The organism is Luteimonas composti (assembly GCF_042678665.1).
Lineage (GTDB): Bacteria > Pseudomonadota > Gammaproteobacteria > Xanthomonadales > Xanthomonadaceae > Luteimonas > Luteimonas composti.
This window is the reverse complement of sequence record NZ_JBHTKU010000004.1, coordinates 369,813-386,205: the sequence shown is the minus strand read 5'-3', so window position 1 is coordinate 386,205 and position 16,393 is coordinate 369,813. Positions and strand designations below refer to the sequence as shown.

Here is a 16,393-nt window from a genome sequence, read left to right as displayed (position 1 = left end):
GCCCGGGCGAGGTCGGGGCGATTGTATCTCTATATCGCGATGAAAGAGAAGATCGATGCCGGCGGCGGAACGACCGCTGGCCGTGTTGGCGCCCGGCCCGGGCTAAGCTGCCGTCCCGTCCGCTCCCGCCGTTCCAGATGCGCATCGTCCTCACGCCCTTCGCCAGGCCCCGCCTGTTTCCCCGCGAGCCGCGGCCCAACACCATCCAGGACTGCAGTCCCGAGGCGTTCGAGCGTCGCCTCAACGAGGAGCCGCCGCTGAAGGTCGTCGAGGGCTACGCGCCGTTCTGCCGGCTGCACGTGCACCGCAACTGGACCAGCACGCGCTGCCTGACGGTGCCCGTCACCGACGACAACCGCCACCTGCTGCGCTCGGCCTACGAGGCGCGCAACCGCGCCGAACTGCCGGTGCTGGTGCGCTGGTTCGAGGGCGTGGAACCGCCGGTGGCCAACTACCTGGTCCCGATCCTCTACAGCGCCGCGCAGCTGGAGAAGGAAGGCTCGCCGATCGATGGCGACTGGGGCGTCGTCGGTTGCCTGTACACCGCCGAACCCGACGAGATCCCGATGGCGCCGATCACGATGATGCGAAACGCGCTCGGCGTGGCGGAGGGCGGCTCGGGCGTGCCGATCGACCGCGAGGCCTACCGGCGCAGCGTCGAGTTCTGGGAGCGCAACGCCAACTGGCGCTGACGCGGGAGCGCGCCGCGCACCGGGCGCGCGCGCCGCATCTCCACGAAGCTGACTGGCGATCACGCGACGCGCACGGTTTCCACGCGTGATGTTCACGCCGTGCGCGCGAAGGTCTGCATTGCGCCGGCGTCCTGCCGGCGCCACTTTCCCGGAGACCGCAATGCTGGCCACCACCTACCGGCGACCGCGCACGATGCGCATCGAACACGTCGCCGAACCCCGGATCGAGCATCCCAACGACGCCATCGTCCGCGTGACGCGTACCTGCATCTGCGGGTCGGACATCCACATCTACAACGGCCTGGTGCCGGACACGCGGGTGGGTTCGATCATCGGCCACGAGTTCTGCGGCGTGGTCGAGGAAGTCGGCCCGTCGGTGCAGAACCTGAAGGTGGGCGACCGGGTGCTGGTGCCGTTCAACATTTTCTGCGGCAGCTGCTATTTCTGCCAGAAGGAGCTCTACGGCAACTGCCACAACGTCAACTCGCAGGCCAGCGCGATGGGCGGCTTCTATGGCTACACGCATACGGCCGGCGGCTACGACGGCGGCCAGGCGGAGTACGTGCGCGTGCTGTTCGCCGACGTCGGCCCCTACGTGATCCCGGACGACATCCATGTCGAGGACGCGGTGCTGCTGACCGACGCCTTTCCCACCGGCTACCAGGCGGCCGAGATGGGCAGCATCCGCGAGGGCGATACGGTGGTCGTGTTCGGTGCCGGCCCGGTCGGCCTGTTCGCGGCGAAGAGCAGCTGGTTCTTCGGCGCCGGCCGGGTGATCGTGGTCGACTGCGAGGACTACCGGCTGGAGTTCGCCCGGAAGTTCGCCCACGCCGAGACGGTGAACTTCCGCGAGGTCGACGACATGGCGACCCACCTGAAGAAGATGACCGACTGGCTCGGTGCCGACGTGTGCATCGACGCGGTGGGCTGCGATGCCAGCGGCAGCGTCTTCCACAGCTTCACCGGCAAGATCGCGATGATCCAGGCCGGCTCGCCCATCGCCCTGCACTGGGCGATCAACAGCGTGCGCAAGGGGGGACGCATCTCGATCGTCGGCGTCTACGGGCCGACGTTCAACATGATCCCGATCGGCAATGCGGTGAACAAGGGGCTGACGCTGCGCATGAACCAGGCCAGCGTGAAGCGGCACCTGCCGCGCCTGATCGAGCACATCCGCGCCGGACACATCTCGCCGCGCGAGGTCATCACCCACCGGATCCCGCTCGAGGACGTGGCCGACGCCTACGAGATCTTCGTCAACAAGCGCGACCAGTGCATCAAGCCGGTGCTGATTCCGCCGACCGCGCGGGACGCGGCATGAGCGCGGCCACGGAGAACGACATGGAAACCAGCAACGCCAGGTATGCGCATATCCCCGGATGGGGCTCGGACCTGCCGCGCGAGAACCGCCCGGCGGTCCCGATGGAACGCACGCCTCCGCGGCTCGACGTGCCCTGGAGCGATCCGCCGCCGCAGCAGCCGATGACGGTCGAAGTGCTCAAGTCGGTGGAACGGCCTGAACATTCGCGCACGTTCGGCACGCGGTTGCCGCCCAGGGGACTGAGCGGCGCGATCCGCCGCGCCGCGTTTCGTCGCAGCGAGAACGATATCGGCCACTGGCTCATGCTGATCGCCGCCGACCGGGTGAACATCGTCGAAGGCCTGTGCGAGGACGCGCGACGTTCGCCAGCCAAGGCCGCGATCACGGTACTGGGCATCGGTGCGGTGGCGCTGGCGGCCTGGGGCCTGCTTCGCCGGTCCTGAGCGGCGCGCCGTATATCCGGACGCGCGCTGTGGCGTTGCCGGCCGCCGGAGGCGGCCGGTGTCGCGGCAGCCGGCCGTCTCCTGGCTCACGACAGCTGCGGCTTGGGAACAAGGTGCCGGCGCCATGCCGGCTCCTCGTGGACCACCTGTGCTGTCAGGCGCCCGCGCTCGAAACGGATCGGGCAACCTGCAGGCCCCCGGCCGGCAGCCCATCCGGTGGCCTGGGTCAGACCGCCCAGGTGTGCTGCAGGAAGTAGCAGCCGGCATTGCGGCGGACGTCGAAGTCGGCGACCCTGGGGCCGCCGCGGTCCTGCAGCGTGACCTGCAGCGTCCCGCCTGCCGATGCGTACTGATCCCCGGCATGGGTCGAGCCGAAGAACTCGGCGCCGACCATCGAGACGCCACCCAGCCGCTGGATGCGCGCCATCATCTGCATGGCCTGCCCGTGCGACATGCCGGCCCAGTCGAAGCTTTCCGCGATCCGGTTCACGTCTCCCTGCGCCATCGAGGCGCGCAGGTCGGCGGCCAGCTGCCTCGGGGACGTGGCGCACCCCTGTCCTCTCGGCCGTCGGGACTCGGAGGGCAGGCTCGCGAGCAGGCCTTCGGCGGCAGGCAGGGATGCACCGGTCGCCAGTGCTTCTCGGCGCCGCTCGCTGCGGATGCGGTTCTGGACATCGGCGGGCAATGCGGCGTGGCGCCCGCCCAGGCGGTTGCACGAGACATTGGTATAGGCGTAGGTGCCGTCCGGCATCGCGCAGCGGGCCACTCCGGTCGATGCTTGCGCGGAGCCGGACGGGGACACAATGGCGCAGGTCGAAATCGCGGCGCAGGCGAGGAAGGACACGAGGAGCGGGCGCATGGCGGCGGCACTTGGCATGCCTTGAGCGGCACGCGGGAATGATCGACACCCGGGCGTGGACGCATCGTCCGAAAGCGGGAAACCGCAGCTGAACTCCCTTGCCTGGCGCGCCCGCGTTCAGTCGCTGTTCGCGCGTGCCGCGCGCTGCGGTTTGCAGCTCCTTGGGTCTAGGGCCACCTCGCAAGCAGGTGAACGCGGTCCGGGGGATGACGACCCCTCGGGTGTCGGCCTACTGCGGTCGCCGCTTCCCCCGCGTACGCGACCGCGCGCCAGCGGCGGCGGGGCCGCCGGACCCGGATGCACGGCTCCTCGGCGTCCGCGTCGGCGCCGCGGCGGCAGGCGCGGGGCACAACCGCTCCAGTGCCGCCAAGGCATCCGCATAGCCGAGGAAGTGCTGCAGATAGCCGGGGGCGACCTCGTGCATGACTGCGATGGCGCGATGCACGAGCACCGTCGAGTGCATCGGACCGGCGTCGTCGGGAACCTCGGCCATCACGTGGCGCAGGTGATCGTCCATGCGCAGCCGCGCCCAGGTCTGGCGCGCGACTTCGAGGGCGGGCAGCGTTGGCGGAGGGGGGCCGACGGGCGGCGAAACCCGGTCGCCCGGGACATCCCGCGTGGCTTCGGGCCGCGCCGGACTCGCCGAACCTGCGCGCAGTTCCGCCAGCAGTTGCGTCAGCGCGGCCAGGCCACTCCCGACGGCAGGCGTCGGCGGAGGCGATCCGTCGTCCGGCGTCGCTGGCGCGACGTCCTGCAACAGCCGCTGCAGCCTGCTTTCCAGCAGCGCGCGCGCGCGCCCCTCCAGCCCGGACATGCGGGCGGCCAGCGCCTCGATGCGGTGCAGCCGCAGCCGCTCGCCCCGGCCTGCGCCCGTGGCGTCCAGCGTCGCCGGCAACGCCTGCCTGCGCGGCGCGCTATCGCCCATCGCCTGCGCCCGGTGCATTGCGCGGACGCGGCATCGGCGCGATCTCCACGCGCCGGTTGCGCGCACGGCCGGCCTCGTCGTCGTTGGAATCGACCGGCTGCTGCGCGCCGAAGGCGGCGGCGAACACCGAATCGGCGGGCAGGCCTTCCTCGATCAGCACGCGGGTGACGGTGAGCGCGCGCTGCGCCGACAGCTCCCAGTTGTCGGCGTAGCGGCGGTTGCCCTGCAGCACCGGCCGGTCGTCGGTAAAGCCGCTGACCATCAGGATCTCCTCGCGCGCCCCAAGGTAGGCCGTCAGCGGCGCGGCGAGCTCGCGCAGCAGCGCACGTCCTTCGTCCTGCAGCGCGTCGGAGTTGAGCGGGAACAGCAGGTTGCCGCGGATGCCGATGCGGCCGTCGACCAGGGTCACGCGCCCGGCCGCGAGCGGCGCGGCGAGCGCGCGCTCAAGCGCGTCGCGCTGCGCGGCCATGCGCGCCTGCTCGCGCTCGATGGCCTCCAGCTTCGTTGCGGTGTGCAGGTGCACGCCGACCACACCCAGCAGGATCAGCACGAAGACGCCGAGCATCACCGCCATCAGGTCGCCGAAGGCGGCCCAGACGGTGGCGGTGTCGCCCTCGTCGCCTCCAATCTCCGCGCTCATGCCGGCGCGGACTCGCCAGCGCTGGCGACGCGCTGCAGTTCCGCCACGATCTGCTGCTGCGAAGACACGCTCAGTTCGACCACCTCGCGCGCCTGCGCCACGTAGTAGGCCAGCTGCTCGTCGCTGCGGGCCATCGAGCCGTCGAGCGCGGCCGCCACCTGCTGCAGGCGTTCGAGCAGTGATTCGTTGGCGGCGCCGAACGACTCGACCGCGGCAGAGAACGCGTCGCCCAGGCTGGCGACCTCGACCGCGCTGGCGGTGAGCTGCGCGGCCGCGGCGTCGAGCCGCCCGGCTTCGGCATCGATGCGCTCGGACAGGCGCGCGCCGGTGCGTTCGAGCAGGTCGGCCGAGGTGGCGACCAGCGCGTCCACCGCCGCGCGTTGCTCGCCCGAGGCGTGGTTCACCGCATCGAGCAGGGTTTCGAGGGTCGCGAGCAGGCGGGTGCGCTCCTCGAGCATGGCGGTGTCGCGGACCATGCTGTCCGACAGCGACCGGCGCAGTTCGGCGATGACCTCCGCGGCCGCGCGCGGCGCTTCCGAGGCGGTCTGCACCAGGCGCGAGACTTCGGAGATCGTCGCGTCGGCGTGCGCCTGCGACTGCGTGGCGATCCCCGCGGCGGTGCGCTCGAGCGTCTCGCAGATCGCCTGTTGGCGACCGGCGACCTCCTCGCCGGCCTGCTCCCAGCGGCGGGCGAGGTCGCTGGACATCGCGTCGAGCCGCTCGCTCCACGCGGCCAGCCGGGCCTCGTCGCGCGCGGCGAGCGTCGCCTGCAGCGCGTCGCCCGATTCGCGCAGCCCGGCCACCAGCGCGGCCGCCTGCTGCTCCAGTCCCGAGGCTGCGCTGGCGAGCGCGGCCTCGTTGCGCCGGGCCAGCGCGTCGCCGGCCGCTTCCTGGCGCGCGAGCGCCTCCGACCAGGCGGCCGCGACGCCGTTTCCGGCCGCGTCCATGCGCGTGGCGATGCCGTCGAGCAGTTCGGAGGCGCGGCGCTCCTGCGCCTCGGCGGCGCGCTCGAACAGGCCGCCAAGCCCCGCCGCGAGGCCTTCGTTGGACTGCCGCTGCGCCGCCAGCGCCTCGCGCCAGCTCTCGGCGGCGTGGCGGCTGGCCGATTCGAATCCCGACGCGACCTGCGCGACCTGCTGCTGCACCGCCGCCGCCACCGCCTGGCGCAACGCGTCGGTCTCGCGCGCCATGCCGGCGAGCGTATCGGCCACCACCGGCTGCAGGGAGTCGGCCACGGCGCGGCTGCCTTCGGCCACGCTGGCCGCGAGCGACTGCCCGACGGATGCGGCCAGTGCCGCGTAGCTGCGTTCGACTTCGGCGTGGAAGGCGTCCTGGCGCGCCTGCAGCTGGGCGCCGGACGCGGCGGCCTGCTGTTCGATGGCCTGGGTCATCGCCTGCAGGCGATCGACCAGGGCGGGCATCAGGTCGGCCTGGCGCTGCAGGAGCGCGAACGCCTGTTCGCGCCTGTGCGCCTGCGTGTGCATGCGCAGCGGTCCGGCGATGGCCGCGTCCAGGCGCTGCACGACCTGCAGCCGTTCGCGCCGCGCCAGGGTGGTGAGCAGCCCCAGCGCGGCCGAGGCGCCGACGCCGGCGATCGAGGTGCCGAAGGCGATGGCCAGCCCACGCACCGGCGTGGCCAGGGAGCCGCGGATCGCGTCGAGATCGAGCGCGCTGCCCAGCGCCAGGCCGGTGCCGCGCAGGGTGGCCATCATGCCCAGCAGGGTGCCGAGCATGCCCAGCAGGACGAGCAGGGCCGCCAGCGACGGTGCCAGCGCCGGGGCAGGCAGGGCGCCCCGGCCGTCCTCGATGCGCAGCCGCACCGGCTGGCGCAGCGGTTCCGGCAGCCGCGACAGCCAGGAGGACAGCTCCATGGCCCCGTCCGCCTCGTCCAGGGCGCTCGCCAGGGCCGCGCTGCCGGCGCGGTGCCGGCGCAGGTCCAGCACGCCGGCCAGGTAGCAGGAGGCGATCAGCGCGACCACGGCCACGCCGAGCAGGCTGGTGCCGAGGTAACCCGCGCCGATCCAGCCGACGACGGCGAGTCCGGCGGCGAAGATGCAGGGCGGGAGGATCGTGGAGATGCGTCGGGTCATGGCGTGGAGTCGGCAGTGCGAAGCGCGGCGAGCAGCGCTTGGACGGGGGAAAAACGCAGGTCGAGTTCGGCCAGCAGGAGCTCGCGCAGGTCGAGCCGGAACCGGTCGAGCCAGGCCCCGGTCGCCGTGCCGGCGGCTTCGGCCTGGGCGCGCATGCGTTCGAAGTGGTCGGCGAGCAGGTCGGGCAGCTGGCCGAGCAGGGCGTGCTCGCGCGGAGCGAGTGCCCGCTCCAGCGCCGCGTCCACTTCGCCCAGGCGCGCCAGGCGCGGCACGGTTCCCAGCAGGTCGCGCAGGCGGCCGCGCAGGCGCCCGGTGGCGGCGAGCATGGCGCGCTGGTGGGCGAGATGGCACGCGCGGAACGGCGCGAACTCCGTGGCCGCGACTTCGGTCGTCCGGCCATGGGTCGAGAGCAGGGGATCGGCGAGGATGGCCTCCCGCAGCTGCGCGTGGCGCTGCGCGCAGGCTTCGCCCGGAGCGGACTCGGCGGACGGCGGCTCGGTAGCCTCGGGCAGGCGGTCGTCGAGCGCGCCGGCGAGCGCCACCGCCCGGTGCCAGTCGATCCACTGCGCCAGCGTCGCCGCCAGCGGCGGACCCTGGCCAACGTCCGCGCCGCCGCCCAGGCGGGCCAGCTGGCGCAGGAACACCGGTCCGGCCACGGGCACCGGTTGGGCAACACTGGTCATTCGGCGGTGGATCCTCAAAAAAGAACCGGGCGCCACGGAGGCGCCCGGCGTCGTTCCGCGGCTGGCGCGGCTCAGTAGCGGTAGTGCTCCGGCTTGTACGGGCCTTCCACCGGCACGCCGAGGTAGTCGGCCTGTTCCGGGGTCAGCTTGGTCAGCTTCACGCCGATCTTCTCCAGGTGCAGGCGCGCCACTTCCTCGTCCAGCTGCTTGGGCAGGATGTAGACCTTGGCCTCGTAGCGGTCCTTGTTGGCCCACAGGTCGATCTGGGCGAGCGTCTGGTTGGAGAACGAGTTGGACATCACGAAGCTCGGGTGGCCGGTGGCGCAGCCCAGGTTCACCAGGCGGCCCTCGGCCAGCAGGAAGATGCTGTTGCCGTTGGCGAAGGTGAACTTGTCCACCTGCGGCTTGATGTTGGTCTTCTCCGCGCCCGAGGCGTACAGCGCATCGACCTGGATCTCGTTGTCGAAGTGGCCGATGTTGCAGACGATGGCCTGGTCCTTCATCGCCTGCATGTGCTCGAGGCGGATGATGTCCTTGTTGCCGGTGGTGGTGACGTAGATGTCGGCGCGGCCGAGGGTGTCCTCGATCGTGGTGACCTCGTAGCCTTCCATCGCCGCCTGCAGCGCACAGATCGGGTCGATCTCGGTGACGATCACGCGCGCGCCGTAGGCGCGCAGCGACGCCGCCGAACCCTTGCCCACGTCGCCGTAGCCGCACACAACTGCGACCTTGCCGGCCAGCATCACGTCGAGCGCGCGCTTGAGGCCGTCGGCCAGCGACTCGCGGCAGCCGTAGAGGTTGTCGAACTTGCTCTTGGTGACCGAGTCGTTGACGTTGATCGCCGGCACCAGCAGCTTGCCCTGTTCGGCCAGCTGGTAGAGGCGGTGCACGCCGGTGGTGGTTTCTTCCGAGACGCCCTTCCAGTCGGCCACGACGCGGGTCCAGTAGCCCGGACGCTCCTTCTGCACGCGCTTGAGCAGGTTCTTGATCACCTGCTCCTCGTGGCTGCGGGAAGCCGAGTTCACCCAGCTTTCGTCGCCCTGCTCGAGCTCATAGCCCTTGTGGATCAGCAGGGTCACGTCGCCGCCGTCGTCCACCACCAGCTCCGGGCCGAGGAAGCCGCCCTTGCCATCGGGGAAGCTCAGTGCGTCGAGCGTGCAGTCCCAGTATTCCTCCAGCGTCTCGCCCTTCCACGCGAACACGGGGGTGCCGGTGGCGGCGATCGCGGCGGCGGCGTGGTCCTGGGTCGAGAAGATGTTGCACGAGGCCCAGCGCACGTCGGCGCCGATGTCCTTGAGCGTCTCGATCAGCACCGCGGTCTGGATGGTCATGTGCAGCGAGCCGGTCACGCGCACGCCCTTGAGCGGCGCGGTGGCGGCGTGCTTGCGGCGGATCGACATCAGGCCCGGCATCTCGTGCTCGGCGATGTCGAGTTCCTTGCGGCCCCAGTCGGCCAGCGAGATGTCGGCGACCTTGTAGTCGCCATCCTGGGAGAAGGTCTTCACTTGCGCGTTCATGTGGTGCTCCGTCGTCGGGAGTCCGTGGGGGACTCGTGTTGACGGGCGCCGTTGTCGCGGTCGTTTCCCACCGAGCCTGGCCGCGGATTTCCGCGGTCGCAGCGCCCCTCGGCGTAGCCCGCAATTATAAGCCCTGCCCGGTGCGCGCGGGTCCTGCGCAAGGGTCCGCGCGCACCGGCCCAGCCCACCGGCGAATTGGCGGGTGGCGTGGGTTCCCCGGAGGGGGCAGGGACCCCGCCCCATGCTGCACCGCAGAAATACTCACAAACGTGTGAGTGAGTATTGACAGGGGCCCGGGCCGCGCCCAGTATCCGGTCCATCGCGTCTTGCTGAACCAGCATCCTGTGGGAGGGATCTGTATGGGAAGTCGTCTGTTCGCGTGCGCCTCGCTGGCCGCGCTGTTGTCCATGCCCGTGTCCGCGCTGGCCCAGGCCACCGCCGAGGCACTGGACTCCGGGGCGCGGGAAGCGCCGGCCGACGCGTCCGTCGACGCGAAGGAGCTGGACCGGGTCATCGTCACCGCCACGCGCCGCAGCCAGCCGCTGAAGGACGTGCCGCTCAGCGTGACCGTGCTGGCGCAGGACCAGCTCGACGCCAAAGGCATCGTGGGCTACGAGGGCCTGGCCTACGAAACGCCGGGCGTGGTGCTCAACCGGCCCACCGCCAACTTCAACAACTTCACCGCGCGCGGCATCGCCACCAACGGCTACAACGCCAACCTGCAGAGCACGGTGGCGATCTACATCGACGAACTGCCGATTTCCTCGAACGGCAACTCCACCATCCTCGACCCGAGCCTGTACGACGTGGAGCGGGTGGAATTCCTGCGCGGGCCGCAGGGCACGCTGTTCGGCTCCGGTTCGCTGGCCGGCGCGCTGCGCATCCTTACCCGCGCGCCGGATCCGAACGTGTTCGAGGGCTCGTTCCTCGGCGACCTCGGCATCCGCGGCTCGGGCTCGCTGCGGCAGCGTTACAACGCCATGCTCAATGTCCCCCTGGCCGAGGACACGCTGGCGCTGCGCGTGGTCGCCTTCAAGCGCCACGAGGAAGGCTATGTCGACAACATCGGCACCGGAGTCGACGATGCCAACGTGATGGACACCTGGGGCGGCCGCGCCACCCTGCTGTGGGAGCCCGGCGACCGCCTCTCGGTCCAGCTGCGCGCCTCGCGCGAAGAGAGCACGCCGGAGGATTCGGGCCTCACCAACCCCGACCTGGGCGAGGATGTCCGCTACTCCGACCAGCCCGACCGCTTCGCCGGCACGATGACGAACTACAACGCCACCATCGGCTACCAGTTCGACGGCGCGAGGCTGACCAGCTCCTCGACCTGGTCGGACTACGACGCCCACTTCGACGTGGACCTGGCGGCGACCTTCGGCCATCTCATCCCGTTCGGGCTGGAAGTGCCGTACCACGACGACCGCTTCGTGCAGGAAGTGCGCCTGGTCTCCGAGACCGGCGGCCGCGTGGACTGGGTGGTCGGCGGCTTCTGGTTCGAGCAGAAGCGCACCGGCGACTACTTCTACCGCTCCTCGCAGGAGTTCCTCGAGTCGCGCGGCATGACCAACCTGCCGATCAGCCCCTACTACCTGCGCTTCCGCAACATCATCGACCAGCGCGAACGCGCGCTGTTCGGCGAGCTGACGTTCCGTTTCAACGACGACCTGTGGGCGACCGGCGGCCTGCGCTACGGCAGCACCGAAGCCCAGGCCACCCAGCTGGCCGGCGGCTACAACAGCAACTACCTCACCGCCGCGCTGACCGGGGCGACCGGCCCCCTGGTCGTGTTCCCGGTCGAGGAGATCGTCGGCCTGGTCGCCAAGGAGAAGGGACCTTCGTACCGGCTGAGCCTGTCCTGGCGACCAGTGCCGGCGATCACCACGTATGCAGCCGTGGCCACCGGCTTCCGCGCGCCGATCGTCAACGCGCGCGCTGGTGCGCCGAGCCTGGTCAACGCCGAGGACATCATCATTCCCTTCGGTGCCGACTCCGACGAACTGATCAACTACGAGCTCGGGCTCAAGGGCCGCTGGCTGGACGGCCGCCTTGCGGCGAACCTGGCGCTCTACCACATCGACTGGAACGACATCCAGGTGCAGGCCAACCGCGTCTCCGACTCCGTGCAGTTCGCCACGAACATCGGCGGCGCGATCAGCCAGGGCCTGGAGTTCGAGGTGATGGCGCGGCCCAGCGCGAACTGGACGTTCTCGCTCAACGGCTCGTTCAACCGCACCGAAGTCGACAGCCTGACGCCGGAGGAAGCGGCGATCTCCGGCGCGGTCCTGGGCGCGCGGCTGTCGGCGCCGCGCTTCCAGGGCTCGATGGTGGTCGACTACGGCTTCGACGCCTTCGGCGACGCGGCGGGCAACGCGTCGGTCTCGCTGGTGCATGTGGGCGACTATCCGGGTATGTTCCCCAACGTTCCCGGCCAGCCGGGCGTGGTGAGTCCGATGTTCGACTACACCGAGTCGTACACGATCGCCAACGCCAACCTGGCCTTCGACTTCGAGCGCGTTACGGTGGGGGCCTACGTCGAGAACCTGTTCGACGACCGCTCGGTCACCTACGTTCATCCCGAGGCCTTCCTCGACGGGCGCTACGCACGGGTGCCGCCGCGCACCGTCGGCGTGCGCGTGGGGGTCCGGTTCTGATGGCCGGCATGCCGGCCGCCGCGGCGGTTCCGGGTGCGCAGGCGGCGCGCCCGGGCCTGCGCGCGTGGATCGTGCTCGCGGTGCTGTGCTTCGTCTACGTGCTCAATTTCCTCGACCGGCAGCTGCTGTCGATCCTGGCCAAGCCGATCCAGGACGAACTCGGCGTGAGCGACGGCCAGCTCGGCCTGATCGGCGGGCTGTACTTCGCGATGTTCTACTGCATCCTGGCGATCCCGGTGGGCTGGCTGGCCGACCGCAGCAACCGGGTACGGGTGCTCGCCTTCTCGTGCGGGCTCTGGAGCGCGGCCACCGCCGCCTGCGGCATGGCCTCCAGCTATCCGCAGCTGGCGCTGGCGCGCATGGCGGTGGGCATCGGCGAGGCCGGCGGCGTACCGCCCTCGTACGCGATCATCTCCGACTATTTCCCGCCCGGCACGCGCGGTACCGCGCTGGGCCTGTTCAACCTCGGTCCACCGATCGGCGCGGCGCTGGGCGTGGCCTTCGGCGCCTCGGTGGCGGCGGCGTATTCCTGGCGGATGGCGTTCATCTGGGTCGGCGTCGTCGGCGTGATGACCGCCGCCGGGGTGTGGGCCTTCATTCGCGAGCCGCGCAAGGGCGGCCTGGATGCGGCGCCCGCGCAGGCGTCCATGGAGGGCGCCGCTCCTGCGCCGGGATTCGCCGAAACCTGCCGCGGCTTCTTCGCCAATCCGGTGCTGCGCAACATGGCGCTGGCCTGCGGCGCGACCCAGTTCGTCACCTACGCCATGCTCAATTTCACCGTGCTGATGCTGATGCGCGAGAAGGGCATGAGCCTGGAAGAGGTGGCGGTGTGGTACGCGCTGGTGTTCGGTCTCGGCAGTGCGCTGGGCATGTTCCTGTCCGGGCGCCTGATCGACCGGCTGGCGCGTCGCTCGCGCACCGCGTACGCCTACCTGCCGGCGGCGGGGTTGGCGCTGGCCATCCCGTTCTTCATCGGCTTCGTCTCCGCGGGCCGCTGGGAGCTGGCGCTGCTGTTCCTGTTCCTGCCCACCGGCCTGAACTATTTCTACCTCTCGCCGGCGGTCACCCTGGTCCAGGAGGAAGTGCGGCCCGATCAGCGCGTGCTCTCCGGCGCATTGCTGTTGCTGGTGATGAACCTGATCGGCCTGGGCTTCGGCCCGACCTACCTCGGCATGGCCAGCGACTTCTTCCGCGCCAGCCATCCGGACAGCTCGCTGCAGATGGCGTTCTACACCCTGGTTCCGTTCTACCTGCTGGCGATCGGCCTGTTCCTGCTGCTCGCGCGCAGCATCCGCCGCCAGCCCGCTCGGGAGAAGCAGCTGTGATCCGTTTCCGCATCTTCGCTGCGGCCGCCGTGCTGTTGGCGGCCCCCGCCTTCGCCGCTGATGCCCCGGTCGTCGAAGCGCCCGCCGGCGCACTGCGTGGCGAGGCGGTTGGCGGCGTGAACGTCTTCCGCGGCATTCCCTATGCGCAGCCGCCGGTGGGGCGGCAGCGCTGGCGCGCGCCGGTCGCGGCAGCGCGCTGGGACGGCGTGCGCGATGCCACCCGCTTCGGGCCGGCCTGCCACCAGCCGCCGCCGCGGCCGGGCAGCATCTACTCGCCGGCCGAAGCGTTGCCGACCAGCGAGGACTGCCTGTCGCTCAACGTCTGGGCACCAGCCGATGCGAGGGGCGCGCCGGTCTTCGTCTGGATCCACGGCGGTTCGCTGGTCGCCGGCAGCGGCCGCGAGGCGATGTACGACGGCGCGGCGCTCGCCCGCAAGGGCGTGGTGATGGTGAGCATCAACTACCGGCTGGGCGTGCTGGGCTGGCTGGCGCATCCCGACCTGGGCGCGGAATCGGACGACGGCGTGTCCGGCAACTACGGCCTGCTCGACCAGATCGAGGCGCTGCGCTGGGTCCAGCGCAACATCGCCGCCTTCGGTGGCGATCCCGGCAATGTGACCATCGCCGGCGAATCCGCGGGTGCATTGAGCGTGATGTACCTGCTGGCGGCGCCGCCGGCGCGCGGCCTGTTCCATCGCGCCATCGCGCAGAGCGCGTACATGATCTCGACGCCCGCGCTGCGCGAGTCCGTGCACGGTACGCCCTCTGCCGAGGAAGCGGGCGTGGCGCTGTCGCGCAAGCTCGAGGTCCGTGGATTGCCGCGCCTGCGCGCCATGGATGCGCAGGCGCTCACCGTGCAGGCGGCGTTGGCAGGCTTCTTCCCGCTGGGCGTGGTGGACGGGCGGGTCCTGCCCGCGCAGCTGGTGGAGGTGTTCGACCGTGGCGACCAGGCGCCGGTGCCGATCCTGGCCGGCTTCAACGACGGCGAGATCCGTTCGCTGCGCTTCCTGCTGCCGCCTCCGCCGGCCGATGCGGCCACCTACGAGGCGACCATCCGCGCCGCCTACGGCGAACTGTCCGACGCGATGCTGGCGCGCTATCCACCCGACAACCTCGACGAGGCGATGCTCGCCACGACCCGCGACGCGATGTACGGCTGGACCGCCGAGCGGCTGGCGCGCAGCCAGACCGCGCTGGGCCAGCCGTCCTACCTGTACTACTTCGACCACGGCTATCCGGCCGCCGATGACGCCGGCATGCATGCCTTCCACGCCGCCGAGATTCCCTATGCGCTGGGCACGGGCGCCGGCACGCCACCGAACTGGCCCGTTCCGCCCGACACCGGCGCCGAGCGCGCGCTGGCCGCCGCCATGCAGGACTACTGGACCTCGTTCGCCCGTTCCGGCGCGCCCGTGGCCGATGGCGCACCGGACTGGCCGCCTTACGGCGAGTCGCGCGCCTACATGGCGTTCGATGGCACGCCGACGCCGGGCGAGCACCTGATGCCCGGCATGTTCGAACTGGTCGAGACGGTGGTCTGCCGCCGTCGCGCGCACGGCGGCCTGCCCTGGCACTGGAACGTCGGCATCATCTCGCCGCCGTTGCCGGACGAGGTGGACGGATGTCCGTGATCCATGGCGAGATGCAGCCGTTCGCACTGACCCTGGACCAGTTCCTGGCGCACGGCGCGAAGTGGCATCCGCAGGCCGAGGTCGTTACCGCGCGCGAAGGCGGGCAGGTCGACCGGATCGGCTACGCGGGACTGCATGCGCGCAGCCGGCGGCTGTCGGCTGCATTCGCGGCAATAGGCATCGGCGCGGGCGACATCGTCGCCACCCTGGCCTGGAACACGCAGGGACACCTGGAAACCTGGTTCGCGCTGATGGGCATGGGCGCGGTCTGCCATACGCTCAACCCGCGCCTGGGCGAGGCGCACCTGGCTTCGATGCTGGCGCAGTCGCGCGCGCGGGCCCTGGTGGTATCCGCCGACCTGGCGCCGCTGGCGCGCCGGCTCGCCGCGAAGGCCGATGCGCTGGAACGGGTGTGGTCGATCGACGGGGAGGCGGTGGACGACGACGGCATCGTCATGGTCGAGCCGCTGGAACCGCTCCTCGCCGCCGCGCAGGGCGAGGTCGCCTGGGGCGGCTTCGACGAGCACGCGCCCTGCGGCCTGTGCTTCACCTCGGGCACCACCGGTGCGCCCAAGGGCGTGACCTACACCCACCGTGGCGTATTCCTGCATACGCTGCGCACCCTGCAGGCCGACGGCATGGCGCTGTCGATGCGCGAACGCGTGCTGCTGGCGGTGCCGATGTTCCATGCCAACGGCTGGGGCGTGCCCTTCGCCGCGCCGGCGGCCGGCGCGCGACTGGTCCTGCCTGGGCGCCACCTCGACGGCGCCAGCCTGGCGGCGTTGATCAACGCCGAGGAAGTCACCGTCGCGATCGGCGTGGCCACCGTGTGGCTGTCGCTGGTCGAGCACCTGGAGGCGACGGGGGGGCGGACGCCGTCGCTCACCCGGGTGATCGTGGGCGGCGCGCCGATCGCCCCGGCGCTGATGCAGCGCATCGAACAGCACCTCGGCGTGAGCGTCCAGACCAGCTGGGGCATGACCGAACTCTCGCCGACCGGCACCGTCGCCCCCGCCGGCGACCCGCATCGCGCCGCCCACCAGTCGGGGCGGCCGTCGATCGGCGTGGACCTGCTGCTCACCGACGCCGAGGGCGTACCGCTGGCGCGCCAGCGCGACAACGAAGGCTACCTGCGCGTGCGCGGCGCAAGCGCGGTGCAGCGCTACTTCGGCGACACGCAGCCGGCGGTCGACGCCAGGGGCTGGTTCGACACCGGGGACCTGGCGCGCATCGAGGCGGACGGCAACCTGGTCATCACCGGCCGCGCCAAGGACCTGATCAAGTCCGGCGGCGAGTGGATCAACCCCGCCGAAATCGAGGAGATCGTGGGCGGCCTGCCCGAGGTCTCGCTGGCGGCGGTGATCGGCCGCGAGCATCCGAAATGGGGCGAACGTCCGGTGCTGGTGCTGGAGACGCGCAACGGCGACGGCCCCAGCGATGCCGCGCTGATGGATGCGCTGCGCGATCGCGTGGCGTCCTGGTGGCTGCCGGACGAGGTGATCCGGCTCGAGCGCATGCCTTTGGCAGCGACCGGGAAAATTGACAGAATGCGGCTCAGGGCAGAGTTCGGTGGCGCGCCCGCGGAGACCGGCACGTGACACGCCGCCGCGCGC

Annotated in this window: 13 protein-coding genes and 1 riboswitch; of the genes, 7 read left to right on the top strand and 6 right to left on the bottom strand. The window is 71.1% G+C overall.

Annotation, left to right across the window (positions count from 1 at the left end; all coding sequences use genetic code 11):
* The first annotated feature begins 137 nt into the window (after window positions 1-137).
* The 3 genes from ACFQ2D_RS13815 (at window position 138) to ACFQ2D_RS13805 (ending at window position 2,456) form a co-directional block, all read left to right on the top strand.
* Window positions 138-692: a DUF3228 family protein gene (locus ACFQ2D_RS13815; protein ID WP_280942537.1), complete on the top strand. Its 555-nt coding sequence runs from the start codon at window positions 138-140 to the stop codon at window positions 690-692.
* A 160-nt stretch (window positions 693-852) separates the two neighbouring features.
* Window positions 853-2,013: a zinc-dependent alcohol dehydrogenase gene (locus tag ACFQ2D_RS13810; protein ID WP_280942538.1), complete on the top strand. Its 1,161-nt coding sequence runs from the start codon at window positions 853-855 to the stop codon at window positions 2,011-2,013.
* Window positions 2,010-2,456 (top strand): hypothetical protein, encoded by a 447-nt coding sequence (locus ACFQ2D_RS13805; RefSeq protein ID WP_280942539.1) that lies wholly within the window; start codon window positions 2,010-2,012, stop codon window positions 2,454-2,456. The genes ACFQ2D_RS13810 and ACFQ2D_RS13805 overlap by 4 nt, the downstream gene beginning before the upstream one ends.
* A gap of 226 nt (window positions 2,457-2,682) precedes the next feature.
* On the opposite strand, the gene ACFQ2D_RS13800 is transcribed toward ACFQ2D_RS13805, so the two are convergent.
* The 6 genes from ACFQ2D_RS13800 to ahcY form a co-directional block, all read right to left on the bottom strand.
* A complete protein-coding gene (locus ACFQ2D_RS13800) occupies window positions 2,683-3,222 on the bottom strand; it encodes a hypothetical protein (RefSeq protein WP_280942540.1) in 540 nt (179 codons plus the stop codon).
* A 322-nt stretch (window positions 3,223-3,544) separates the two neighbouring features.
* The gene (locus ACFQ2D_RS13795) at window positions 3,545-4,258 is read right to left on the bottom strand and encodes a DUF2894 domain-containing protein (protein WP_386795682.1); all 714 of its coding nucleotides are present in this window, start codon (window positions 4,256-4,258) and stop codon (window positions 3,545-3,547) included.
* On the bottom strand, window positions 4,230-4,880 hold the full coding sequence (locus ACFQ2D_RS13790; protein ID WP_280942542.1) for an OmpA family protein: 651 nt from the start codon (window positions 4,878-4,880) through the stop codon (window positions 4,230-4,232). Before ACFQ2D_RS13790 ends, ACFQ2D_RS13795 begins: the two co-directional genes overlap by 29 nt.
* Window positions 4,877-6,970 carry a DUF802 domain-containing protein gene (locus ACFQ2D_RS13785; RefSeq protein ID WP_280942543.1) on the bottom strand — a complete coding sequence of 698 codons (2,094 nt, stop codon included), beginning with the start codon at window positions 6,968-6,970 and terminating at the stop codon, window positions 4,877-4,879. The genes ACFQ2D_RS13790 and ACFQ2D_RS13785 overlap by 4 nt, the downstream gene beginning before the upstream one ends.
* A complete protein-coding gene (locus tag ACFQ2D_RS13780) occupies window positions 6,967-7,653 on the bottom strand; it encodes a DUF3348 family protein (protein ID WP_280942544.1) in 687 nt (228 codons plus the stop codon). Before ACFQ2D_RS13780 ends, ACFQ2D_RS13785 begins: the two co-directional genes overlap by 4 nt.
* Before the next feature lie 71 nt (window positions 7,654-7,724).
* Complete coding sequence (gene ahcY / locus ACFQ2D_RS13775; protein ID WP_280942545.1) at window positions 7,725-9,170, bottom strand: adenosylhomocysteinase; 1,446 nt, start codon at window positions 9,168-9,170, stop codon at window positions 7,725-7,727.
* Between the two features lie 36 nt (window positions 9,171-9,206).
* Window positions 9,207-9,286: riboswitch (S-adenosyl-L-homocysteine riboswitch) on the bottom strand.
* 243 nt (window positions 9,287-9,529) lie between these two features.
* Here ahcY and ACFQ2D_RS13770 point away from each other — a divergent pair.
* The 4 genes from ACFQ2D_RS13770 to ACFQ2D_RS13755 are packed head-to-tail and all read left to right on the top strand — an operon-like array spanning window position 9,530 to window position 16,378.
* Window positions 9,530-11,824, top strand: a complete 2,295-nt coding sequence (locus ACFQ2D_RS13770) for a TonB-dependent receptor (protein WP_280942546.1) — start codon at window positions 9,530-9,532, stop codon at window positions 11,822-11,824.
* A gap of 8 nt (window positions 11,825-11,832) precedes the next feature.
* Window positions 11,833-13,149, top strand: a complete 1,317-nt coding sequence (locus ACFQ2D_RS13765; protein WP_386795681.1) for a spinster family MFS transporter — start codon at window positions 11,833-11,835, stop codon at window positions 13,147-13,149.
* A complete protein-coding gene (locus ACFQ2D_RS13760; RefSeq protein WP_280942548.1) occupies window positions 13,146-14,780 on the top strand; it encodes a carboxylesterase/lipase family protein in 1,635 nt (544 codons plus the stop codon). Before ACFQ2D_RS13765 ends, ACFQ2D_RS13760 begins: the two co-directional genes overlap by 4 nt.
* On the top strand, window positions 14,771-16,378 hold the full coding sequence (locus tag ACFQ2D_RS13755; RefSeq protein WP_280942549.1) for an AMP-binding protein: 1,608 nt from the start codon (window positions 14,771-14,773) through the stop codon (window positions 16,376-16,378). Before ACFQ2D_RS13760 ends, ACFQ2D_RS13755 begins: the two co-directional genes overlap by 10 nt.
* Window positions 16,379-16,393 lie beyond the last annotated feature (15 nt).

Bases quoted from the DNA above. Each gene is read 5' to 3' on its own strand.
- ACFQ2D_RS13815 (WP_280942537.1), top strand. From the start codon at position 138: ATGCGCATCGTCCTCACGCCCTTCGCCAGGCCCCGCCTGTTTCCCCGC.
- ACFQ2D_RS13810 (WP_280942538.1), top strand. From the start codon at position 853: ATGCTGGCCACCACCTACCGGCGACCGCGCACGATGCGCATCGAACAC.
- ACFQ2D_RS13805 (WP_280942539.1), top strand. From the start codon at position 2,010: ATGAGCGCGGCCACGGAGAACGACATGGAAACCAGCAACGCCAGGTAT.
- ACFQ2D_RS13795 (WP_386795682.1), bottom strand. From the start codon at position 4,258: ATGCACCGGGCGCAGGCGATGGGCGATAGCGCGCCGCGCAGGCAGGCG.
- ACFQ2D_RS13790 (WP_280942542.1), bottom strand. From the start codon at position 4,880: ATGAGCGCGGAGATTGGAGGCGACGAGGGCGACACCGCCACCGTCTGG.
- ACFQ2D_RS13785 (WP_280942543.1), bottom strand. From the start codon at position 6,970: ATGACCCGACGCATCTCCACGATCCTCCCGCCCTGCATCTTCGCCGCC.
- ACFQ2D_RS13780 (WP_280942544.1), bottom strand. From the start codon at position 7,653: ATGACCAGTGTTGCCCAACCGGTGCCCGTGGCCGGACCGGTGTTCCTG.
- ahcY (WP_280942545.1), bottom strand. From the start codon at position 9,170: ATGAACGCGCAAGTGAAGACCTTCTCCCAGGATGGCGACTACAAGGTC.
- ACFQ2D_RS13770 (WP_280942546.1), top strand. From the start codon at position 9,530: ATGGGAAGTCGTCTGTTCGCGTGCGCCTCGCTGGCCGCGCTGTTGTCC.
- ACFQ2D_RS13765 (WP_386795681.1), top strand. From the start codon at position 11,833: ATGCCGGCCGCCGCGGCGGTTCCGGGTGCGCAGGCGGCGCGCCCGGGC.
- ACFQ2D_RS13755 (WP_280942549.1), top strand. From the start codon at position 14,771: ATGTCCGTGATCCATGGCGAGATGCAGCCGTTCGCACTGACCCTGGAC.